The organism is Bdellovibrio sp. HCB337, from assembly GCF_047302465.1.
Lineage (GTDB): Bacteria > Bdellovibrionota > Bdellovibrionia > Bdellovibrionales > Bdellovibrionaceae > JACMRP01.
Genome location: NZ_CP178621.1, coordinates 4,202,146 through 4,225,487 on the forward strand (window position 1 = coordinate 4,202,146; position 23,342 = coordinate 4,225,487).

Sequence of the window (23,342 nt, forward strand, 5' to 3'; positions counted from 1 at the left end):
CGTCGGCCGCGACGTGGGAGCAATTTGCTCCCGGCTAAGGATTTTACCTTGTAAACAGGCGTTCCCGTGACGTTACCACCGGGAAGAAACTAGGTATTTGTTTTGGGAGCGAAACTCGGGACAGTGAGCGATGTTAACTATGATCCGAGCTCTTTTGCTTTGTGAGCAATCGGCCAACGACGACCGCGTCCAAACGAATGTTCAGACACTTTCAGAATCGGTGGAGCTTGCCAGCGTTTGAATTCTGTACGCGCAATCACAGGAAGCAACCAACGATCTGTCTTGGTTTTTGCTTCACCGGAGTGTTCAACTATATTCTCAACAGCAGCATCCAACACATCATATGGTGGAAGCGTATCTTGATCTTTCTGATTTGGACGCAGTTCCGCACTTGGTGGACGGTCGATGATCTCCCGAGGAATCACTTCTGATTGCTCATTATAAAGCTTTGCGAGGTCATACACTTGTTTCTTGGTAAGATCACCAAGCGGCGCTAGACCCCCACACATATCCCCGTACAAGGTCGAGTAACCAGCGGCGTACTCGCTCTTATTACTTGTCGTAAGCAAAAGAGAGTTTTCTTTATTGGAATACGCCATCAAGATCATCCCACGTAAACGTGCTTGAATGTTTTCTTGCGTGACGCCGAAGTCCTTTAGACCCATCGACTTTTCAAGAGTTCCCAAAACAGTTTCATAAGTTTCATTAATCGAAACGGATTGCATCTGAATCATCAGATTCTTTGCAAGCTCTTCAGCAAGCTTCAAGCTTTGTGGTGAACTAAAAGGCCCAGGTAACGCCAATGCAGACACGTTTCCAGGTCCCAAGGCCTCTACCGCCAAGCAAGCCACGACCGCAGAATCAATGCCGCCACTAAGGCCTAAGTGAAGCTTTTGTAAGCCTGTCTTCTGGCAGAAGTCGCGAATACCTAAAACTAAAGCTTTGCGAAGGCCTTCTGTCACTTTCAATACTTCTGCTTGTGACCAAGCTTTTTTCGTTTCTAAATTATAAACGTTCAGATCTTCTTCAAACTGATGGCAGCGTAAAAGAGCTTTACCTTTGGTATCTAGAACAAAACTGCCACCGTCATAAATAACTTCATCTTGAGCGCCGACTAGGTTCGCATACATGATCGGTGCTTTAAAGTACTGCGCAGTCTTCTGCGTGACATACTCGCGCTGTTTCAGCTTAGCTGGGAAGTACGGGGACGCGCTGATATTGATCACTAGATCAATTTTCTTTTTAGGCACGCTCATAATTGGGTTTTTAATATAAGGACTTTGGCCTTTGGCATTTGGCCAAGCCCAAATATCTTCACAAATGGTGACGAAGAATTTTTTGCCTTTAAAGTTCAGGTAGTTCTTTGTCATTTCGCCCGGTTGAATAAAGCGAGCCTCGTCAAAAACATCACCCGTAGGTAGAAGCTGTTTATGAAAGAACTGGATCTTTTGGCCTTTTACTAAGAACGCCGCCGAATTGAAATATGGTCGACCAATTTTTGAAGGATTTCTGGTAAATGCACCCAAAAGAACGCCCATACCTTTGGGGATTTCTTTGTGGATTTTCTGCAAAACTTTTTCTTGTTGAAGAACGATTTTGGTTCGCTCTAAGAGGTCGTATGGATGGTATCCAAACAGCGCACTTTCAGGGAACACCACGAGTTCACATTCTTTTTCGTGGGCGCGCTTAACAAATTCTAAAATCTTTTCGGAGTTGTATTCGAAATCACCAAGAGTCGGATTAATTTGAGCAATTGCTATTCTCATAAGATTCGGGCCTGCTTTTCTCTTTAATCATCATACGCCCAGTAAAGCCGTCTTGGTAGCCATGCCAATAACAAATTTCTGTTTCTGGGAACTTCCAGCAAAAATAGCCGTCCCCGCTGTCAAAGTCAGCAAGCCAAAGACCTTTTGGCTCACCGCCGAGTTTTTCGATCTTGATCTGCCAACGCGTGACGATTTCGTTGAGACGAGCTTCAAGCTCTCTCACGGCGCGGCTTTTTTTGTCGGTATGGGCATCTATGAAATTGATGATTTTTTTGACTTCGGCTTGAGCCTCTTCAGTCAAGCGATACACCAACGGGAGAAGTTGCGACACCTCGTGATGCATAAATACTTTTTTGCGATTGATCTCAATCACATTCTTCACCAAATTCCCCCCGGAACGCTTCGCAGAAGTCACTGATATGTAGCAATTAGAAAACTCATGCAAGCAATATAGGAAATTACAGAGAAGTTAAGATCTCGCGTGAAGAAATTTCCGAAGCACTAGAAAACAATTATGCGTGCGGCGTGTTGATCTATTTTTCCTGACTCTTTGCAATCTTGAGTGCCTGACTTCCGAGCACCATGACAAGCGCAATGACAATGGCCGCTATGATAAGAAATCTGAAGAAATTACCAAGGGTAAATGGCGTTTCCTCTGCTTCGACCGTAGGTGGTGCTGCAGGTTTTTTGATAGGTATTTTTTTCGGAGGGGGAGCAAAGTTTTCTCCCATTGCAATCGTTCGCCCGCTGCCATCTTTACGTGCTTGTTTCTTTTTTTCCTCTTCCGTCAAACCAGCGATTCCCACATAAGTCGACTTGTCGGTGCGGTTGATAGATCCTTCTGAATATGAATCACGACGGTTATAAAATCTACTTCCATTATCGGCGAGTGGAATCTCTGTCACTTTTTCTGCGGCAACTCCAGTTTCTGTTGCATTCCTTTTCTTCATGGAACTAATCAACAGGTTTCCGCCACGAGAAGAAGAGCCCGGGCCGACCGAACTGCCGCCGCCGCCACTGCTACTGGAATCCGACGAATTTTTGTTCTGACTCTGGTCCCCGTTTTTTCCGCCTTGAGCCGAGTTCGGAGGCCGTCCTCCGGCAAGCGTCGCCGCCTCGAATTTGGCGTTGCAACCCTCTTCAGCCAAGATTTCTTCGGTCGAAGCGTCTCCTAAACTCGGGAGCTCCCCGGTCTCTAACAGACACGCAATATAGTCACCCATGTAGCTTTTGAGGAAGTCTCGAAGTGGTGTGAAAACCTGATATGCGAGGGCCATGACCAAGGCAACACTCACGATCAAAACCAATACGTATTCAACCAAGGCTTGCCCTTGTTGATTGGATAAACTGGACCGTTTTTTTAATTTCTGCACTAGGTCTAAGAGGGCCATTTAGGTAATAATATAACATATGAACACATCACTGGTTTACAAAAGCTTGATAAGACTGGCCTTTGTGGCTGTCCTCGTCTCATTTCAATGCATCGCTTGGGCCGCAAATACAGCCCAAAGCCCAGCACCAAAGGCCGCTTCTTCACCCGCACCCATCAAGGAAACCAATGTTTTGGCCTCTGCGGAAGAGCTCTTTAAAAAAGGCGACTACGATAAAACTAGTGACCTGCTTTGGAAAAATATCGACAAGCTTGATCGCAAAGGCCTCATGCTCCTGGCTGTGACTCATGAAAAGAAAAAAGATCCTGCCAACATGATCAAGATCGCTAACATGATGCTTTCTAAAAATCCAAAGGACCACGAGGCTTACTATTTACTCGGCAGCGCGCAGATGATGAATAAACAGGTTGTCAGTAAAAAGAATTCAGAAGCAATGGAGTCTTTTAAAACCTGCTTAGAGATCAATCCAAAATATCAGCCGGCCTACGAGAAGCTCGCAAAAATGTACGAGGAAAAGCAAAACTACTATGAACTGCGCATCCTCTATCAAGACATGCTGGACAACATCGGCCGTAAGGCAGAATTTCTTACAAAGCTGTGTGAGATAAACACCAAGGACCGTCAAGAAGACCAAGCTCTGAGCACTTGTAAGGAAGGCATCCAAAAAGATCCAAAAATCGCCGACAACTACGTTAATTTGGGTCTTGTACAAAAAGATGCTGGAGATGTCGACGAAGCCAAAAAGTCGCTTAAAACCGCAGCAGACGCCCACTCCAAGTCTGAATTCGCCCAGTACACCTACGCGAACCTCATGGAAGAGCAAAAAAGTTATTTAGAGGCCAATAAATACTACCAGCGCGCAACAGCGGCGGATGAGAAATCGGCTCGCTCTTGGATTGGTTATGCGAAATCGGCGTTTGAACTCAGAAAATTTGAAGAGGCCTTAGACGCCTACAAAAAAGCCTGCAAGCTTGACCAAAAAAATGCCGTCGCGTTTAGAAAAGCCACGACGGCATTGAAAAGTGCTAAAGATGCTGGTTGGACGGGGCCTTATGAAAAGGCCTCCGAGAGCTGTTCCGGTTACTAACTACTCTACGACGATCTCACCAATGAGGTCGTATTCCATGCTGTCAGTGACAAGGACTTTCACCATGTCACCCACATTTGCCTGACCGTCATTGATCAAAACCACACCGTCGATATCCGGAGCTTGTTGTGAAGTACGACCTTGTAACAACAGGTCTGTTTCTTCACTGAAGCCTTCCACAAGAACTTCCACAGTTTTACCAATGAAAGCACGGTGTTTATCGCGAGAAATGTTTTGTTGAACTTCCATGACTGCTTCAAAACGAGCCTGCTTAGTTGCATCGTCGATTTGATCTGTCATTTTACCGCCCGGAGTATTTTCTTCCGGAGAGTATTGGAAGCAACCAACGCGGTCGAACTGTTGTTCAGCGATGAACTCAAGCAATTCTTCGAACTGCTCTTGAGTCTCGCCAGGGAAACCAACGATGAACTGAGTACGAATCACCGCATCTGGAATTTCCGTACGGATGATACGAAGAGCTTCTTCGATTTCTTTACGTGTCATCTTACGATTCATCTTTTTCAAGACTTCATCGTTCACGTGCTGAAGAGGCATGTCGAAGTACTTCACAAGTTTCTTGTTGTTCTTCATCAGCTCGATCATCTCTGGAGTGATTCCATCTGGATAGAGATACAACAAACGAATCCACTGAATACCTTCAACCTCTGTTAAAGCTTTCAAAAGCTCAACAGGGCTTTCTTTTGCTTCTGGATTCTTACGGCGAAGATCCCAACCATAATCTGTGAAGTCGTGGCTGATGATGATCAATTCTTTAACGCCACCTGCAGCTAAAAGCTTCGCTTCGTTGACGATGTTTGCAATTGTACGAGACTGTAGGTTTCCGCGGATCAAAGGAATCGCACAGAATGCACAACGCTTCATGCAACCTTCAGAGATCTTCAAATAAGCTCTGTGGCCCGGTTGTGAGTTCACACGCGGAGTCGCTTCTTCTTGAAGATATGTTGGAAGATTGAAGAAGGTTCTCTTCTGGTCACCTTGGTCAGAGTTCTTAAGGATCTTCGCGATGTTTTGGAATTCACCTGAACCCACGAATAGATCTGCCTCTGGTAGACCTTGAACCAAGTCATCTTTATAACGCTGAGTTAAGCAACCAGCGACGACAACTTTTTTAAGTTGGCCGGTTTTCTTAAGCTCTGCCATTTCCAAAATTCTTTGGATGGATTCTTTTTTAGAGTCTTCGATGAAACCGCATGTGTTAACGATAACAGTGTCTGCATCGCCATGGTCACCGACGACTTCGAAGCCTTCTTTCAGAAGGGTGCCTGCCATGATCTCGCTATCAACGAGATTTTTAGGGCAGCCAAGACTGATGAAGTGAACTTTTTTAGTGGCATTATTTGGAGTTGCCTGATTCATAGATTTGTCACCTGAGCATCTTTCGGAATTTTGTACTTAAAGAGATCTTTATTTTCTTTAGAAATGAATTCTGTTTTCTTAAGTGTAATTTCTGTCGTGTTATCAACATCGTCTTTGTAAGAGATCTTTGTGATCTGCTTCGACTTTGTGTCTACGTCCATCGTCAGACCTTTTACGCGAAGATCTCCAGACAACGGCTGAAGCTCAACACTCAAGATGTCGTTGTCGATTTTTTCGTTAAGAATTTTAAAGTTCTTATCGATAGGATCTTTGCCGATCAGAGTAGAGATCAAGATTTGTGATTTAGTATTCTTATCAAGTTTTGCGACTGCAACTTGAACATTGCCACCCAAATCTTTTGGCGGGAATTGCACGTTCCAAATTGTTTCGCCATCGAACAAAAGCAAGCTTTGCTCTGGAGTTTCATTCTCCCAACGGAATTTGCCTTTAGATAAAGAGATCACACCTTGATACGTGGTGCTCTTTCCTAAAAGTTCGGACGTTACTTTTTTGTCCGTTTCGATTTTAACAAGCTTGGAGTTGCGATATTTTTTGCTGACTTCTTTTAACACAGCCACTGCAGGCGCCGGTTTTTTTTCTTTGGCTTTCGCCAACACCGTCGCAGGATAGATCATGAGAGTGGTCATGAAAATCGAGAGTGAAATAGAGAATTTAGACATTCCAGTGTTATACCAGTTCCCTGGACGCTCCGCAAGACAGACCCCTCTGCGCAAGGGACCACACTGCAAAATCTCTAGGCTTTCCAAGGCTTTTCCACGCTGCTCTAGAGGTTGCACCTGTTGTCACAATGTCATCGACAAAAACGATGTGTTTTCCAATACGTCGCTTGGCGAAGTCCTCTTTTGTAAATTTTGCAGACCACCCCATCTCGAGTTTAAAGCGTTCTGAGCGCGATTTTCTTCTCTGAGATTTTGTCGCGGCTCTCAACAAGCATGGATAGAGTTCGGCACCACTAAGCTCTGCCAGTGCTTTTGCAAAGTAAAAAGCATGGTCTTCTTCCCCCGCTCGCGAGGGGCTAGGAATCAACAAAATGGGGCTTACTTTCGAAAGACCGATCAATTTTCTACGCCAAAACACTTCAGCGTAATGGCTCCATAGTTCTCGAGAGCCCTGTCCTTTAAGCGCCATCACCAAAGAAGATAGAACTTCTTGGCGTCCAGGAATCCAATGAAACAAGGATTCCACAGATAGCTTTTCTACTTTTTGCTGAAACAGATGTGCATTCGGATCGCTCCACGACCAAAGATTCCCGGAACAAAACTCACAAAGCCCGTCCGTGCGTCGATCCAAGGATCCGCAATACAAACAAGCTCGGAGACCAAACCAGATTAAACGTCGAGAAAGAAACATGCTGAAAAACTTCAGCAAGAGAAGTGCCTAGGAATTGTGATAAGGAAGATTTCTAAGAATCGTAAACGCGCGATAGATTTGCTCTAGTGCCACGGTCTGCGCCAAAAGATGATTCATGACCATCGGAGACAGCGTTACGACCAGCTGAGCACGTGAACGGACCTCGTCACTGACGCCATAAGCACCGCCGATAATAAAGACAGCGCGCTTTTTGGAACTTGAGAGAATGCCTTCGATTTTTTTGGAAAACTCAATAGAGTTAAACGATTTTCCGCGCTCGTCGAAAAGCACGACAAAGTCATCATTGCTCAAAGAAGACAGAATCAATTCGGATTCTTCCTTTTTTTTCTGAGCAGCCTCATCGCGAGAGGACTTTTTAGGTTTTAAAGTTTGAATTTCAAAAGAATTAAAGTGCGAGATCTTTTGCGAGTACAATCTTGCTGCCTCGTCGGCCCAAGCTTCTTTGGCAGTTGCAAGATTGTACAGGACAAATTTCATATTACTTTACGTAAGGGTCTTTCAGGTTCAGATCCTTGCCGTCTTTCCACAATTTCTCCAAAGAGTACTCTTGGCGAACAAAGTCATAGAACACGTGTACAATCAAAGAACCGTAATCGACCAATACCCAGCGGCCTTCATCAACACCTTCCACGCTTTGTGGAAGCACGTTGTATTCTTCTTTCACCGCTTGAACGACGTTCTCTGCCAAAGAACTCGCATGACGAGTGCTTGTACCAGACGCAATCACTGCATACTCCGTAGGAGCTGCTAGACCCGTTAGGTCAAAGGCACGAACTTGAATACCTTTTTTAGAGAACAAGACATTTGCACAAAACGTGGTGAACTTTGCAAAGTCACCAACACGATCGCCGATAGGACGATAGAGTTTGTTTTCACGGATGTAAGACTCTACAGCAAGCGGAAGTACTTTTTCAACAGGACGGCCCGTGCGCAAAAGCTTACGAACTTCCGTTGCAGATACTTCGATATCTTGCAAACGAATGAACTGAACGTTGCGGCCGGTTTTCAATTCGATAAAGTTGAAGTCATATTCTGCAACCAAAGCTTTCAAAAACTCTGGAAGCTCGTCAGCCTCTTGTGGAATTTCCCAACCTGGGCGAGTTGTTACGATCAAATTCGCTTCTGTAAGGATCTTTTGATAGTCCTTCCATTGACTGAATTCTTCGAATTGATCTGCACCGATGATCAAGAATAAATCTTCAGGATCTACTTCTTTACGAAGGCTTGTTACCGTGTCGATTGTATAGCTAAGACCACCACGCTTGATCTCTTGATCATCAACAACGAATTGCTTGCCATAAGTGTTCAGGGCTTTTTTAACAAGTTCGAGTCTTTGTTCAGCGCTTGGGCCTTCAACTTCCATCTTCAATGGATTTTGAGCTGCAGGAACTACGTGAATCTTATCAAGACCCGCTTTTTTCTGAACAGTCACAAGACTGTTGATGTGACCCATGTGTGGGGGATTGAAACTTCCGCCGAAAATGCCGACTCTCATAGCTCTTCCTCTTGAAACACTTTACGAGTTAACTCGATAATAAGTTCTTTAATGTTTTTGCCGGTCACCGCTGAAATCATCAAAGGCTCTACGCCCGTCTTCTTTTTAAAGGTTGATTTCAGTTTTTCCAGCTGATCAATGCTGAGGGTGTCAATTTTGTTCAATACAACGATCTGAGGACGATCCGCTAAAGAGAAGAAACCTTCTTTTTCCGCGTTGTTCTCATCGTATTTTGTAAGTTCATAGTTGATGTCTTCGTAATCTTGAATCGGATCACGTCCAGAAAGACCTGAAGCATCGACTAAGTGAATGAAGAAACGCGTACGCTCGATGTGTTTTAGGAACTGAATTCCCAAACCAACGCCTTGATGTGCGCCTTTCACAAGACCTGGAATATCCGCTACCACGAAAGATTTAAAGTCCGCAGCCTTAACAACGCCTAAGTTTGGCGTCAGTGTTGTGAAAGGATAGTCTGCGATTTTTGGTTTCGCCGCAGAAATACGAGAAATCAAAGTGGACTTACCAGCATTCGGGAATCCAATGATACCCACGTCTGCAATAAGTTTGAGTTCTAGTTTGATCTCCATGCGTTCGCCATCTTCGCCTGGCTGAGCATGTTCAGGAGCTTGGTTGGTGCTGGTTTTAAAGAAGGCATTGCCCTTACCACCGCGACCACCTTTAAGAAGAACGTGCTCTTCGATGCCAGTCAAATCGATGAGGACTTCGCCATCCATATTGCGTACGAGTGTTCCTTCAGGAACTGTAAGCACCATGTCTTGGCCGTTGGCACCGAAGCAGTTTGCGCCAGCACCTGGCTGACCGTTTTGTGCTGGATATTTTTTGTTATGTCTGATGTCGATCAAAGAGTTTAAATGCTTTGAAGACTTAAAGATGACGTCGCCACCTTTACCACCATCGCCACCATCAGGGCCTCCACGAGGCATCATAGACTCGCGACGAAAACTGACGGCACCTGGGCCACCGTGACCGGAGGAAACTGTAATTGTAACTTCATCAATAAACTTCATAGAAAAATACCGCGCCCAAAACAGAAGGGCTAAAATGCAAAAAGGGACCGAACATCGGCCCCTCTTTAACTACTGGAATTAGCTTTGCTTGTACAAACCTAATTGACGAGTTGTATCAATTACGCAGTTTTAGGATAAACGCTAACTTTGAAACGCTCTTTAGAGAAACGTTCAAACTTAACCAATCCATCAATAACTGAATAGATAGTGTAGTCGCGTCCCATTTTCACGTTGTTACCAAGGTGGAATTTTGTTCCACGTTGACGAACGATGATTGTGCCTGGGAGAACTTGCTCGCCACCGAATCTTTTCACGCCAAGTCGCTTACTCTGTGAATCGCGACCATTCTTCGTACTACCGCCGGCCTTCTTACTTGCCATGACTATTACTCCGTTTAAACAATTAGATTAAAAATTACTTCTTAGTCGCTTTTTTTGCAGCTTTTTTCTTCGCGCCGGCTTTTTTAGCTGGCTTCTTAGCCGCCTTTTTAGCAGTCGCTTTCTTAGCTACTTTTTTCTTAGCAACTTTTTTCGCTTCAGCTTTCAAAGTTTCAGCAGCTGCTTTACCGCCACCTACTGCCGCTTCAGCACGCGCCTTACGGTCAGCTTGCTTGTCAGCGATTCTTTGAGTGCGTACTGCCGCGATATCAACTACGTTTGGAGTAGTTTCAGCTTTAGCAGATTTGCCATCAGCAGAGATTGCTTTAATGAAAAGCTCTGTGAAATCTTGTTTGTGTGTGTTCAAACGACGATAGCCGTGACGACGTCTTTTCTTGAATACGATCACTTTGCGAGTTCTAGCTTGCTTAGTAACAACAACAGTTACTTTAGCACCTTTAACAAGTGGTTGACCGATAACGGATGTTTCGCCGCCGATCATTAGAACTTCTGTGATATCGAATTCTTTACCAAGTTCTTGCTCAAGTTTCTCTACTTGAAGAACATCACCCGCTTGAACTTTATATTGTTTCCCGCCGGTACGAATAATTGCGTACATGAATAACCTCCAGCTACCCGAAATAAGCCTTGCTTAAATGCCACCTCGCACCAGTCTTTGTCAACTGATTAGATCTATTTTTTAGGCAGATTCCGGAAGAGGATGAGGTTATCTTGGGGGACCCCTGAAGGCAACGGATATTTTGGGGGCCAGACCCTTTACAATAGATATGTTATTTCAAACACTTAGGTTCTTTTTTTTGGGGACCCAGTGACTTCAGTGTGGGGCTTAGTGAAGCCCCGGGTAAGCTGCTTTCAAAGCTTTTATTTTCTCTTCCACGGCTTTTTGGGTCAGCGGATTTGAACTGTTTCGTTGGGCTTTGAGATCGTTGAAGGCCGCCGTGATCGTATTTTCGATCTCTTCGGGGGCTCCCGATCGGCGCTGATTCCGATAGCGTTCTTTGATGCTGTTTTCGATCTTCACCCACTTGGCCTTGGTAACCTCGGTTAACTTCTCGGTTTTACCGGAATAGGCCGCCAGGTTCTCTAACATATAGAGTTCGCGTTCGGTCATCTTATTAAGTTGCTGATTGAGCTGGGTTGGATTCGCAAGATCTACCTTCTGCTCTTTCACATACGCCATGTAAGCCCTCTGGTAAGCGCCTGCGGACTCTTGGGTTTTACCTAGGTTGCCTGCTGCTTCTGCGTGAAGACGATGCCATTGGGAATAGTCTTCCTTCGAGGCTGCATTTACGTATTTTTCATAGTCTTTGAGCTGGAGGGCCTTTTGAAGGCGAGCAAGTTCCGCCGCATCTTCTGTTCTATCTATCCCCGTAATTCCGTTTCTCATCATTATATTTGTGTCGTTTATCGAGAAATAAGGTCCACCCGTTTCAGGATTTATTTTCTGCGAGAGTTTGAACTTCTCATCCTTGTCGGCCTTTGTCAGAGTTTGATAGGTCCGGCCTTCGGAGGTACCAACCTCATGCATTTTTTGAAGTTGTTTGGCTTCTGCTGCCGAAAGCTTACGACCTGCAAGAGCTTCTAAAGACGCGACTCTTTCTCCTGGGGTCATCGAGCCTGCCATCTTAAGGATTTCATCTTTTTGTGAGGCGTTTGTTAACTGCTGACCAACGCCTCCACTGCCACGACGGTCTGCGCTTTTCACCATCCTCACAAAGTCTTTTACTTTTTGCGTGGTTTTTGCGGCCTGAGCGGCTTCACCGGCAACGGCTGCGACTTCAACATTTTTTAAGTTGTTAGCAGGAACTCCCGCTAATTTTGCGATCTTACCAAGGTGTGCGGCTTTCATTGCTAAACCTGCTGGGCCTGCTGCAACCGTCGCAACAAATGCTATCGCTTCACAAGTTAAGGCGGCGGCTTCGTACGTATTGTAACATTGAAGTTTTACGCCCATTTCATTGAGCTTCGCATGTGCTGCCCCGATCAAGTTCGGAAACTTTCCGCCCGACTCGCCTTTCATGCTTTTGACCCAGCCTACGTACTCTTGCTCTTCCGGTGTGTATTTAGAGTCATCTTCATCAAGACGTAAGCGCACTTGTTCCATCGCAATGAGTCCTTGGCGACCTTGCGCGGTCTTCAAACTTTCTTTGAGTCTTGCACAATCGGATCTCTGCACAACGCCTTCTGCAGGCGCTTCTACGCGCAACATTTTAGGAACGCTATTGTTGTAGTCCGCAAAGATCGCTTTCTTTTTAGCGGGATCTTTATCGCAGAGTGCGTTTTCATTTCTTTCTTTTTCAGCGTTAGCAACCATCTTCGCGGTGCCTACACCTATCATTGTCCCAATAACCTTCGTCGTATGTACGACAAAGTTCCAACCTCCCATGGCGCAGCCAGATCTAAAATCGAAATTCGTCTCTAGCGCTTTCAGCACAACATTTTTCTCTTCGCACACAAGGCCTTTTTCGTCTGGATTTTCGTTGTTTTGTTTCATCTTGGCGTAAAGATCCTGGCACTCTTTCGAACCTTTGGTTTCTAAACAGTCGTAATGAACGAAATCTTGCAGGCCTTCTAAAGAAAATAAATCCGCACGCGGTTTACACATTTGGTCCGCGTTGGCAGCAAAAGGAAATAGAATTGTTACAAGCAAGATGAGTCGAATTGCCATGCGATTTTATCGGATTCGCTATGGCAGTGCTCCAGTAGTTTCCACGAAATATTAACGGAAACACCTTCTTGTCACTCTTAGGACCTAGACTTAACTCTTAAACAAAGAAGATTTCGTATTGTTCAATGTGGTAATTTGGCTCAATTTTAAACGCCACAGAGCGACCCAGTTTTCTCTCGATGTGCTCTAGACTTTCGCCTTCCATTTCGTAGATCCAGTCGACAACTTCCGCATGGCAATGAACAACGATATTGGTTTTCTTGTTTTCAAGAATACCAGCGTCGCGCTCAAGCTCGCGGAAGATTTCATTGGCGATTGTCGATTTACGTTTGATGTAGCCCTTGCCTTCACAGTACGAGCAAGGTTCACACAAAGTTTTAATCAAGCTTGGACGAATACGTTTGCGAGTCATTTCCACCAAACCCAATTGGGACATGGAAACAATATTGGTGCGGGCGCGATCTCTTTGCAGTTCTTCAGCAAGCGCATCCAAAACTTTTTCGCGGTGAGATTCTTTTTCCATATCGATGAAATCGATGATGATAATCCCGCCACAGTTTCTGATTCTGAGCTGATGGGCGATCTCGCGAACGGCTTCTAGGTTGGTTTTTAAAATCGTGTCTTCGAGGTCTTTTTTGCCCACGAATTTACCCGTGTTCACGTCGATAACAACAAGAGCTTCGGCCTCGTCGATAACGATGTAACCACCGGATTTAAGCCAGATTTTTCGTTCCATGGAACGAGAGATTTCGATGTCGATGTCATAAAGATCAAATAGTGGTTTTTTCTCTTCGTAAAAGACCACGTTCTGTTTGTACTTCGGCATCAGCTGAGCCACAAACTTCGTTACTTTTTTATGAATCTCTTCGTCATCAACCCAAACGCTAGAAACGCTTTCGCTCATCAGATCTCTGAGCGAGCGAAGTTCAACCTCGGGTTCTTGATGGATTAGGCCCGGTGCTTTTTTCTTTTCATAGTTTTTGAAAACTTCTTTACCGAGGCGATCCAGATACTCGATGTCTGAACGAAGGCTTTCTTCACTGGCGCCTTCACCCGCGGTTCTGACAATCACGCCCCCTTGAGGGTTGATTTTCTGAACGATGTTACGAAGGCGATCACGTTCTTCGTCGTTTTCAATACGACGAGAAACCCCCAAGTGACGAACCGTTGGTAGATAAACCACACAACGACCTGGCAAAGAAATGTGAGTCGTAAGACGAGCTCCCTTGGTCCCAAGTGGATCTTTCGCCACTTGCACTAGGATAGATTGACCTTCTTTGATTAAATCTTGGATTGGTGTTTTGTTTTGGTGAGTTGACGGCGGAAGACTGTCTGCATCGGTATCAGAATCTGAACCTAAAACATCGTCACGGTCCAAATCCGCAAAAGGATAGGCCCCCGAATCGACATCTTCACGAATATCACCCACGTACAAGAAGGCTGCCTTATCTAGACCAATGTCTACAAAGGCCGCTTGCATACCAGGTAAGACACGAATCACGTGGCCACGATAAACGGAGCCGACCAAGGTCGGGGACGTTTTTCTTTCGATCTTCAAATCTGTTAAAACTCCGCCCTCCACGTATGCAACGCGAGTTTCGTGTGGTTTTACATTGATGAGAATTTCTGCAGACATAGTGACCTCTGGCTCTGTCCTTAGTCTAGATCCGTACGCTAAGGCAATGAGTATTTAAATTTTAAGGGCTTTTCGCCGAAAAGATAAGTGAAAAACTGTGTGAAAGGGTCCTCATGGCAACAATAGATGAATTATTCCGATTGATGGTCGACCAAGGCGCATCAGATCTTCACATCACAAGTGGAGCTCCGCCTTACCTCCGTCTTCATGGAAATATGATCGCTTTGAATTACCGTGAGCTATCCAGCCAGGATGTGCAAGGTTTAATCTTTGAAATTCTGAGCGAAAAGCAAAAAAAATCTTTTATTGAGAAATGGGAACTCGATTGCGCTTACACTCTGCAAGGAGTCGGTCGTTTCCGTTGCAACATCTTCATGCAGCGTAAAGGTCTTGGCGCCGTTTTCCGTATCATTCCAGAAAAAATCAAAACAGCTCAAGAGCTTAATTTGCCTCCGGCAATTATGGACGTAATTGATTGTGAAAAAGGTTTGGTGTTGGTTACGGGTCCAACGGGTTCTGGAAAATCCACAACCCTAGCGTCACTGATCCATCATATCAACGCGACTCGCGAAGCTCACATTATCACGGTTGAAGACCCGATCGAATTCGTGCATCCAAATATTAAATCTCTGATCAACCAACGTGAAGTAGGAAGTCATACAAAGTCTTTTGCCAACGCGCTTAAAGCGGCGCTTCGTGAAGATCCGGATATCTTACTCGTGGGTGAGTTGCGTGACCTTGAAACTATTTCTTTGGCACTGACTGCCGCAGAAACGGGACACATCGTGTTTGGTACGCTTCACACCAACAGTGCGGCAAAAACTATTGACCGTATCATTGACGTTTTCCCATCTGGTCAGCAGCAGCAAATCAGAACGATGCTTGCAGAGAGCTTGCGTGGAGTTATCGCCCAAACTCTGTTTACTCGCGCTGATGGTCAAGGCCGTATTGCTGCATACGAGATTATGAGAAATACCAAAGCGATCGGGAACTTAATTCGCGAAAGCAAAATCCATCAAATTCCTTCTGCAATGCAGACCGGCTCTTCAAGCGGTATGATCCTCTTCGAAAAATACATCGAGGACTTGGTCAAAAAAGGAAAAGTGTCTGCTCACGATGCAAAAACTTTCCTTGGTAAAGAAGGCGATACGACAATGGCAAGCCCCGGCGGCGGTACCAAAGTAGGTTAGTTTTTTGACTTTCATGTAAAGCCTAGATAACCTCCCAAGTAACGATTGGGAGGTTCTTTTTTGAAAAATCTTGCCTCATACATTGACCATACGATTTTGAAACCGGAAACCACCGAATCGCAGATTCGTCAGCTTTGCAAAGAGGCTCTCGAGAATCGGTTTTTCAGCGTCTGTGTAAACACCAGCTTTGTTCCACTATGCAAAGAACTTCTTAAAGGATCTTCCGTCAAGGTTTGCGCTGTTGTTGGTTTTCCTTTGGGCGCAATGAGCACTCCTGCAAAAGCTTTTGAAACTAAGTGGGCCGTTGAAAATGGTGCTGATGAAATCGATATGGTTATTCAAATCGGCGCACTGAAATCTTATCAATATGACTACGTACGTACGGATATTCAAAAAGTTGTCGAAGCAGCACAAGGTCGCACAGTGAAAGTCATTATTGAAACTTCGTTACTAAACCACGACGAAAAGATTATGGCGTGCCAGCTCAGCAAAGACGCAAAGGCACATTTTGTAAAAACCAGCACCGGTTTTAATGGTGGTGGCGCAACAGTTGAAGATGTGCAATTAATGAAATCCGTTGTGGGCGATGCTTTGCAGGTGAAAGCCAGCGGTGGCGTTCGCGATCAGGCTACCGCCGAAGCGATGATTCGCGCTGGCGCTACTCGCCTTGGCACAAGCTCCGGCGTGCAACTTGTAAAAAATCAAACAGCCACAAGTGGTTACTAGAGGGTCCTAATAATGTCTTTTCTTCCTGCTGAAGTTATTAAGTCCAAACGCAATGGCAAAGCCCTGAGCTTCGAAGAAATCGAAGAGTTTATTCTTGGCTATGCACGCGGTCGCATTCCTGACTACCAAATGTCTGCCCTACTCATGGCGATCTTCTTTAAAGGCATGACAACAGAAGAAACTTTGTCTCTGACAAAAGCCATGCTTCATTCTGGTGAGGTTGTCGATTTCTCGCACATCCCAGATTTCAAAGTCGACAAGCACTCTACAGGTGGCGTCGGTGATAAAACCAGTTTGATTCTTGGGCCTATTGTTGCCGCCGCCGGCGTTCCGGTCCCAATGATCTCGGGCCGCGGTCTTGGTCACACGGGTGGAACCTTAGATAAGCTTGAAAGTATTCCTGGATTTAACACTCAGTTGGATCTTGAAACTTTTAAGAAGCTCGTTGCAAAACACAAAATCTGTTTTATTGGTCAAACTAAAGAGATCTGCCCTGCTGATAAAAAAATCTATGCTCTTCGCGATGTCACTGCCACGATTGAAAGTCTGCCTTTGATTTGTGCCAGTATCATGTCGAAGAAAATCGCTGAGGGTATTGATGGCTTAGTGCTTGATGTAAAGTTTGGCTCTGGTGCTTTCATGAAAAAGGCCGAAGATGCTGAAGAGCTTGGTCTTAAATTGATGAGCATCGCAAAAGGTTATGGCAAAAAAGTCGTAACGTTGCTGACCAATATGGATCAGCCGCTCGGTCGCTACGCGGGAAATTCCCTCGAAGTGGAAGAGTGTGTGGATATCATGCAAGGCAAAGTGTACAAGTCGGCTGCGGGCTATGATCTTTATCACGACACTCGCGAGCTCAGCTTGTGGTTATCAGCGCATATGCTACATATGGCTGGAAAAACTAAAACTGCAGAAGAGGCGTATGAACTTGCTTGCGATTTGTTATCTTCTGGCCGCGCCTACAAAAAGTTTGAAGAACTTTGCTCGATCCATGGCGGAAATTTAGCAGCGTTGCCAAAGCCAAAACACAAATTTGTAGTACCTGCGGAAAAAGCGGGTTTTGTAAGCACATTCAACACGGAATCAATTGGTGTTGCAGGTATTATCCTTAAAGCCGGTCGCGCAGTCGTCACCGATGTCATTGCTCCGACTGCGGGCATTGAGTTTCATGTCAAAGTTGGTGATGCCGTTCAAGCTGGCGATCCGATTTATACTCTGCACGGAGACGATTTGGAACTCATGCAATCAGCGTTTCCACTCTTAAAGTCGTCGGTGAATATATCCTTGCAAAAACCGCCAAGTCCGAGTTTGATACTGAAAGCTCTGGTCTAGAGGAGATTTATGGTATTTCAAAAGCTCACAGAAACAGTAAAATACATTCGCTCTATCGCTCCTAACAAACCTCGCGTCGGAATTACGTTAGGTTCGGGTCTTGGAGCTTTCGTAAAAGAAATCGAAGTCGAACATACTATTCCTTATCATGAAATCCCCTACTTCATGCCAACGACTGTTGAAGGCCATCAAGGAAATTTGATTTTCGGTAAAGTGGGCTCTCAGTCTGTCGTCGTTCTTCAAGGACGTAATCACTACTACGAAGGTCACAGTATGGAAACTGTGGTTTTCCCAACCAGAACAGTAGCCCTTTTGGGAATTGAGTCTTTGATCTTAACCAACTCTGCGGGCGGCTTCGGCGAAACGATGCAGGCTGGCGAGTTCATGATCATCGAAGATCATATCAATCTCATGGGTACAAATCCTTTGATGGGCCCGAATATTAAAGAACTTGGCCCTCGTTTTCCGGATATGACGGAAGCATATGACAAAAATCTTATCGAAAAGATGGAACAAATCTTTCAAAAGCAGCAAGTTCGTTACCACAAAGGTATTTACTGCGGTGTCAGCGGCCCTACTTATGAAACTCCAGCGGAAGTTCGTTATTTGAAACTCATTGGCGGAAAAGCTGTGGGTATGAGTACTGTACCTGAAGTGATTGCTGCAAATCACTTGGGTCTTCGTGTTGCGGCCCTCAGCTGCATTACGAATTTGGCGGCGGGAATTTCTCGCCAGAAACTATCGCATCAGGAAGTAACTGATACAGCTAAACAAGTGGAAAAGCAGTTCACTGGCTTCCTGAAAGAATTTGTACAATCCATCTAGGGGTTTGCATGCACGTTGGAAGAAAAGTTCAGTCGTTTAATACACAGCTTGAAAATCAGTTTGCGACCGCATCGACAAAATTGATCGAACTCTTGTCGAAAGAAGGCGTGAAGAATCAGGCTTACTTAGAAGGTCTTCCTTACTTTTCACAACTCAACGAAGAGCAAAAACGCACAGCGGTTGAACGTCTTGAGGGCTACTACGAGCTTTGCTCAGAACAACTTTCTGAAGGCCAGCCCTTACGTGATAGCAAAAGATTCACATGGCGTGCTCTTTCTAAATTTGGTTTAGTTCCCACTTCGAATCTTCTAGAAACTATCGGTGATGGTGACATCGTCGAGATCTACAATTCTGAACAAGTTCAGGTCTTCCGCAATTTGGAGTTCTTCGATTTGTGTTCTTATACTTTAGAAGAACTCTTTTGTTTAGAGTGGTATCGCCTGTTCCGTCGGGAATCCGAAGTATCTAGTGCAATCGTCGCAATGGTTGATGAGTTGTATGCTAAAAAGTATCCGGAAGGCTTGAGCTCGCCTCTTCCCCACCATATTGTTGCGGAATCTATTTCTCGCGAAAAAATTACTTTGAATTTCTTCATGAAATTCATTGCTCCCCTGTATAAAAACAAGCAAGTGGCGGGTCTCGTTTGTATCGAGCAAGCCGCCATCATTTAAAACGCGACTGAGTGTCGACTTAGGTCCAGTTGTCTCGTTCCAAGACTATATAAAATTCAAAATACGCCGATGAGCTAACCGAGGAATTCCGTATGTTTTGTCCTACTGATGGGACAAGTACAGTTCCTCGGGAGACAACATGGACGTTGGATTTCGTTCGGTCGGTACGATCATTCTTACTCTTATATCTCTTGCTGCGTGCAGCCCTAAAACAACGACTTCTGTTTTCAATGAAGCAGACTACGGAAGCCAGGCCGCATGTGCTGGAAAAGCTCTGCAAAATCGCTACATTGTTCAGTGGGAAGATGGCCACTTCACAGTGGAAACGGCAACAACTGTCGACAAATTCAAAAAAGATTTTCTAGAACCAAATCTCAAGAACGTGCGCAAAGTGGAATACGATCGCGTTGTGCAGTTCGAGCGTAATACAGATATCGTTAAACTTGCTGATGTGGATCCCACAGATTATTGGGGTCAAGATATGATTGAGGCCTCGAGTGTTTGGGGCGAAAACGTTTTCGGGCAAAATATAAAAGTGGGTGTGATCGACTCTTTCGTCGACACGACTCATCCGCAACTCTGGTCTAATATCGATTATAATACGGCCGAGATCCCTGGAAACGGAATTGATGACGATAAAAATGGCTACATCGACGACTATGCTGGCTTCACTTTCATTTCCAACCCTGGAACTGGTACGGCCGTCAGCGATCATGGAACCCACGTTGCCGGTATTATTGCGGCAGATTCCACAAAGGGTTACGTCAAAGGCATGGCTCCACAGGCAAAAATTGTCCCGGCACCATTTATTGATGGTGAAAATGGTGGCTCGATTGGTGACGCTATTTTGGCTCTGCAATACGTCAGCACTCGTGGTGTAAAAATCATTAATGCCAGCTGGGGTGGTGCTCCTTGCATGCAGTCTTTGCAAAATGCATTTGTTGAGCTGAACAATAAGGGCATCTTGGTTGTGGTGGCTGCGGGCAATGAGGGCACAGACCTTGATTACTCTCCGGATTATCCAGCGGCGTTTAATATGGCTAATCAAATTACCGTTGCTGCCGGCACCCCTTCAGACATGATGGTTCATTGGTCAAATAGTGGATTTCACTTGGTTCATTTAGCTGCTCCTGGAGTCGACATCTTGAGCACTATTACCAATAAACGCGTTGGCTACATGAGTGGAACGTCGATGGCAGCCCCTTTTGTGACTGGCGCCGCCGCTTTATTGTGGAGCGATCGTCCCCAAGCAACCGCTGTTGAGGTGAAGACCGCTTTGTTGCGATCCGTCGATGTCGATCCTGCTCGTCAGTATAAAGTCCAAACTTTGGGTCGCTTGAATGTACGAAAAGCCCTCGAAGAACTTCGTAAATTAGTTCCATAGCGCAGCGCCGTAAGCCATTGCTGCGCGTCCACTATTTCAAGTGAGATTCAGCCTATCCTCATGGTAAAAACCCTCTTTCAAGTTCTTTTGGAAAGGGTTTCGCATGAGGTATTATATCTCTGATCTAAAAGATTATGTGGGTCAAAAAGTAGAGCTCAAAGGTTGGGTCTACAACACCCGCTCATCTGGTAAAGTAAAGTTTCTAGAATTGCGTGATGGCACTGGCATAGTTCCATGCATTTTCTTCCTCGCAGATTGCGGTGAGGCCGCTTACGGTTTGTTTGATCAAATGAGCCAAGAAAGCTCGGTCCGCGTTGTTGGTGTGGTTCGTGAGCATCCAAAACGTAAAGGTGAATTCGAAATCGGCGTGAGCGAAGCGGAGCTTCTCGGCAAGGCTGAGAACTATCCTATCACTCCGAAAGAGCACGGCACAGATTTCTTGATGGACAACCGTCATCTCTGGATCCGCTCTAAACGCCAACACGCGATCTTGCGCGTGCGCGCAGAGATTATCGCAGCGATTCGCGATTTCTTTGATGGCAAAGGCTTCACACTGACAGACGCTCCGATCTTCACGCCAGCTGCGTGCGAAGGCACTTCGAATTTATTTGAAACTCAATACTTCGACGAAAAGGCTTATCTTTCTCAATCAGGTCAGCTCTACATGGAAGCGACAGCTCGTGCTTTCGGTAAAGTGTATTGCTTCGGTCCGACGTTCCGTGCTGAGAAGTCTAAAACTCGTCGTCACTTGATCGAGTTCTGGATGGTTGAGCCTGAAGTGGCTTTCAATGACATGTACGACAACATGGAGCTTGCTGAACAATTCGTTGAGTACATCGTTCAACGTGTTTTGAAAAACCGTGCTGATGAATTGAAGGCGCTTGAGCGTGACACAAGTAAATTGTCTCCGATCATCGCTCCATTCCCGAAGCTTCACTACAAAGAAGCAGTGGAAATCATTTTGAAAGAAAATCCAAACTTCATCGTGGGCGACGACTTCGGTGCTCCGGATGAAACGATTGTCTCTTCAAAATTTGACAAGCCTGTGTTCGTACATCACTACCCTGCTGCGGTGAAAGCTTTCTACATGAAAGAAGATCCGAAAGATCCAGGATATGCGATGGGCTCTGACCTTTTGGCAACAGAGGGTTACGGCGAAATGATCGGTGGCGGTCAACGCGAAGAGAGCATCGAAACTCTTCTTCGTAAAATTAAAGAACATGGTTTGAAAGAAGCTGACTTCGCTTGGTACCTCGATGTCCGTCGCTATGGCTCTGTTCCTAGCAGCGGTTTCGGCTTGGGCCTTGAAAGAACTGTGGCTTGGATCTGTGGATTGCCTCACATTCGCGAGACTATTCCATTCCCTCGCCTTTACGGTCGTTCTTATCCTTAAAAACTAACTGGAGAATACATGGAAGAAACTAACTCTCTACAACAACGTCTGTCTGAGCTTGAGCGCAGAAACGAACAAGCTATGCAAGGCGGCGGGGCTAATCGTATTGCAAAACACAAGCAAGGCGGTCGCCTTGCAGCTCGTGAAAGACTGGATATCCTTTTGGACCCAGGAAGCTTCGTCGAGATGGATCGTTTTGTTACTCATCGTTGCACAAACTTCGGTTTGGAAAAAAACGTAGTTCCTGGTGATGGCGTCGTCACTGGTTATGGCCGCGTAAACGGAAAACTCGTTTATGTTTCCAGCCAAGATTTCACCGTGATCGGTGGAACTATGTCTCGTACACAAGCTAATAAAATCTGCAAAGTAATGGATTTGGCTGCTAAGAACGGTGCACCTTTCATTTCTTTGAATGACTCTGGTGGCGCGCGTATTCAAGAGGGTATTGAATCTCTTGGTGGCTACGCGGACATCTTTACTCGCAACGTGATGTGTTCAGGCCTTGTGCCGCAAATCACTGCGATCATGGGTCCTTGCGCGGGTGGTGCGGTTTATTCTCCGTCCATCACGGACTTCGTCTTCATGGTGAAAAATACAAGCTACATGTTCGTAACAGGTCCTGATGTTATCAAGACTGTAACTCACGAAGATGTAACTAAAGAAGATCTTGGTGGAGCAACAACTCACTCATCAAAATCAGGTGTTGCTCACTTCGCGACTAACGATGACAAGCATTGCTTGCTTATGATTCGCGAGCTTTTGAGCTTCGTTCCATCTAACAACTTGGATGATGCTCCGACATTGCCAACCAAAGATCGCCCAGATCGTTTGGTAGAGGCTTTAAATACAATGATTCCTGATAATCCAAAGAAACCTTACGACATGCTCAACGTCATCACTGAGTGCGTGGATGAAGGTTACTTCTTGGAAGTTCATAAGCACTATGCACAGAACGTGATCGTGGGTTTTGCACGCTTTAACGGCCGTAGCGTCGGTATCGTTGCGAACCAACCGAACATTCTTGCTGGTTGCTTGAATATCGAAGCTTCTCGTAAAGCTGCTCGATTCATCCGTTTCTGTGATTCTTTCAACATTCCAGTTGTTAGCTTCGTTGACGTTCCAGGCTTCTTGCCTGGTAAAGATCAAGAGTGGAATGGCATCATCACTCACGGTGCGAAACTCTTGTACGCTTACGCTGAAGCTACTGTTCCTAAGATCACTGTGATTACTCGTAAAGCTTACGGTGGTGCTTATATCGTTATGGGCTCTAAGCTTCTTCGTTCTGACGTAAACTTGGCTTACCCTTCTGCGGAAATCGCAGTAATGGGTGCTGACGGAGCCGTTAGCATTATTTCTCGTGAAGAGATTGCGAAAGCAAAAGACCCGGCGGCTGAGCGCGCACGCTTAACAGCAGAGTACGAAGCAAAATTCAGCAATCCTTATGTGTCTGCGGAACTTGGTTACACAGATGAAGTAATCGAACCTGCTTTGACTCGTAAGAGAATCATCGATTCTCTTGAGATGCTCAAAAATAAACGTGATGTGATGCCGGCGAAAAAACACGGCAACATTCCTCTGTAGGA

At 45.4% G+C, this 23,342-nt stretch carries 22 protein-coding genes; 9 read left to right on the top strand and 13 right to left on the bottom strand.

Annotation, left to right across the window (positions count from 1 at the left end):
* Positions 1 to 137: 137 nt before the first annotated feature.
* From ACLWBB_RS20345 to ACLWBB_RS20355, 3 genes are all read right to left on the bottom strand, one after another.
* Positions 138 to 1,766, bottom strand: coding sequence for an NAD+ synthase (locus ACLWBB_RS20345; RefSeq protein ID WP_413289412.1), 1,629 nt, complete (start codon positions 1,764 to 1,766; stop codon positions 138 to 140).
* On the bottom strand, positions 1,741 to 2,148 hold the full coding sequence (locus ACLWBB_RS20350) for a DUF2203 domain-containing protein (protein WP_413289413.1): 408 nt from the start codon (positions 2,146 to 2,148) through the stop codon (positions 1,741 to 1,743). The genes ACLWBB_RS20345 and ACLWBB_RS20350 overlap by 26 nt, the downstream gene beginning before the upstream one ends.
* 151 nt (positions 2,149 to 2,299) lie before the next feature.
* On the bottom strand, positions 2,300 to 3,088 hold the full coding sequence (locus tag ACLWBB_RS20355; RefSeq protein ID WP_413289414.1) for a hypothetical protein: 789 nt from the start codon (positions 3,086 to 3,088) through the stop codon (positions 2,300 to 2,302).
* Between the two features lie 88 nt (positions 3,089 to 3,176).
* Here ACLWBB_RS20355 and ACLWBB_RS20360 point away from each other — a divergent pair, with 88 nt between their 5' ends.
* The gene (locus ACLWBB_RS20360) at positions 3,177 to 4,244 is read left to right on the top strand and encodes a tetratricopeptide repeat protein (RefSeq protein WP_413289415.1); all 1,068 of its coding nucleotides are present in this window, start codon (positions 3,177 to 3,179) and stop codon (positions 4,242 to 4,244) included.
* Here ACLWBB_RS20360 and rimO read toward each other — a convergent pair whose 3' ends face one another.
* The 10 genes from rimO to ACLWBB_RS20410 form a co-directional block, all read right to left on the bottom strand.
* On the bottom strand, positions 4,245 to 5,621 hold the full coding sequence (gene rimO, locus ACLWBB_RS20365; protein ID WP_413289416.1) for a 30S ribosomal protein S12 methylthiotransferase RimO: 1,377 nt from the start codon (positions 5,619 to 5,621) through the stop codon (positions 4,245 to 4,247).
* Entirely contained in the window at positions 5,618 to 6,301 is a 684-nt protein-coding gene (locus ACLWBB_RS20370; protein ID WP_413289417.1) for a LolA family protein, read from the bottom strand. Before ACLWBB_RS20370 ends, rimO begins: the two co-directional genes overlap by 4 nt.
* A gap of 7 nt (positions 6,302 to 6,308) precedes the next feature.
* Complete coding sequence (locus ACLWBB_RS20375; protein ID WP_413289418.1) at positions 6,309 to 6,827, bottom strand: ComF family protein; 519 nt, start codon at positions 6,825 to 6,827, stop codon at positions 6,309 to 6,311.
* A 192-nt stretch (positions 6,828 to 7,019) separates the two neighbouring features.
* Positions 7,020 to 7,490: a 23S rRNA (pseudouridine(1915)-N(3))-methyltransferase RlmH gene (locus ACLWBB_RS20380; protein ID WP_413289419.1), complete on the bottom strand. Its 471-nt coding sequence runs from the start codon at positions 7,488 to 7,490 to the stop codon at positions 7,020 to 7,022.
* A gap of 1 nt (position 7,491) precedes the next feature.
* Complete coding sequence (gene nadD, locus ACLWBB_RS20385) at positions 7,492 to 8,508, bottom strand: nicotinate (nicotinamide) nucleotide adenylyltransferase (protein ID WP_413289420.1); 1,017 nt, start codon at positions 8,506 to 8,508, stop codon at positions 7,492 to 7,494.
* Positions 8,505 to 9,536, bottom strand: coding sequence for a GTPase ObgE (gene obgE / locus ACLWBB_RS20390; protein ID WP_413289421.1), 1,032 nt, complete (start codon positions 9,534 to 9,536; stop codon positions 8,505 to 8,507). Before obgE ends, nadD begins: the two co-directional genes overlap by 4 nt.
* Before the next feature lie 119 nt (positions 9,537 to 9,655).
* The gene (gene rpmA / locus ACLWBB_RS20395; protein ID WP_413289422.1) at positions 9,656 to 9,916 is read right to left on the bottom strand and encodes a 50S ribosomal protein L27; all 261 of its coding nucleotides are present in this window, start codon (positions 9,914 to 9,916) and stop codon (positions 9,656 to 9,658) included.
* A 34-nt stretch (positions 9,917 to 9,950) separates the two neighbouring features.
* A complete protein-coding gene (gene rplU, locus ACLWBB_RS20400) occupies positions 9,951 to 10,532 on the bottom strand; it encodes a 50S ribosomal protein L21 (RefSeq protein WP_413289423.1) in 582 nt (193 codons plus the stop codon).
* 228 nt (positions 10,533 to 10,760) lie between these two features.
* On the bottom strand, positions 10,761 to 12,602 hold the full coding sequence (locus ACLWBB_RS20405) for a hypothetical protein (RefSeq protein WP_413289424.1): 1,842 nt from the start codon (positions 12,600 to 12,602) through the stop codon (positions 10,761 to 10,763).
* A gap of 97 nt (positions 12,603 to 12,699) precedes the next feature.
* The gene (locus ACLWBB_RS20410; protein ID WP_413289425.1) at positions 12,700 to 14,238 is read right to left on the bottom strand and encodes an Rne/Rng family ribonuclease; all 1,539 of its coding nucleotides are present in this window, start codon (positions 14,236 to 14,238) and stop codon (positions 12,700 to 12,702) included.
* Between the two features lie 113 nt (positions 14,239 to 14,351).
* On the opposite strand from ACLWBB_RS20410, the gene ACLWBB_RS20415 reads away from it, so the two are divergent.
* From ACLWBB_RS20415 to ACLWBB_RS20450, 8 genes are all read left to right on the top strand, one after another.
* Positions 14,352 to 15,428: a type IV pilus twitching motility protein PilT gene (locus ACLWBB_RS20415; RefSeq protein WP_413289426.1), complete on the top strand. Its 1,077-nt coding sequence runs from the start codon at positions 14,352 to 14,354 to the stop codon at positions 15,426 to 15,428.
* Positions 15,429 to 15,488: 60 nt separating this feature from the next.
* Positions 15,489 to 16,154 carry a deoxyribose-phosphate aldolase gene (deoC, locus tag ACLWBB_RS20420; protein WP_413289427.1) on the top strand — a complete coding sequence of 222 codons (666 nt, stop codon included), beginning with the start codon at positions 15,489 to 15,491 and terminating at the stop codon, positions 16,152 to 16,154.
* A 12-nt stretch (positions 16,155 to 16,166) separates the two neighbouring features.
* Entirely contained in the window at positions 16,167 to 17,486 is a 1,320-nt protein-coding gene (locus ACLWBB_RS20425) for a thymidine phosphorylase (protein ID WP_413289428.1), read from the top strand.
* 9 nt (positions 17,487 to 17,495) lie between these two features.
* Positions 17,496 to 18,311 carry a purine-nucleoside phosphorylase gene (locus ACLWBB_RS20430; RefSeq protein WP_413289429.1) on the top strand — a complete coding sequence of 272 codons (816 nt, stop codon included), beginning with the start codon at positions 17,496 to 17,498 and terminating at the stop codon, positions 18,309 to 18,311.
* A gap of 8 nt (positions 18,312 to 18,319) precedes the next feature.
* Positions 18,320 to 18,982 carry a hypothetical protein gene (locus ACLWBB_RS20435; protein WP_413289430.1) on the top strand — a complete coding sequence of 221 codons (663 nt, stop codon included), beginning with the start codon at positions 18,320 to 18,322 and terminating at the stop codon, positions 18,980 to 18,982.
* Between the two features lie 139 nt (positions 18,983 to 19,121).
* Positions 19,122 to 20,366: a S8 family peptidase gene (locus ACLWBB_RS20440; protein WP_413289431.1), complete on the top strand. Its 1,245-nt coding sequence runs from the start codon at positions 19,122 to 19,124 to the stop codon at positions 20,364 to 20,366.
* Between the two features lie 103 nt (positions 20,367 to 20,469).
* Positions 20,470 to 21,759 (top strand): asparagine--tRNA ligase, encoded by a 1,290-nt coding sequence (gene asnS / locus ACLWBB_RS20445; RefSeq protein WP_413289432.1) that lies wholly within the window; start codon positions 20,470 to 20,472, stop codon positions 21,757 to 21,759.
* 18 nt (positions 21,760 to 21,777) lie between these two features.
* Positions 21,778 to 23,340, top strand: a complete 1,563-nt coding sequence (locus ACLWBB_RS20450; protein ID WP_413289433.1) for an acyl-CoA carboxylase subunit beta — start codon at positions 21,778 to 21,780, stop codon at positions 23,338 to 23,340.
* Positions 23,341 to 23,342 lie beyond the last annotated feature (2 nt).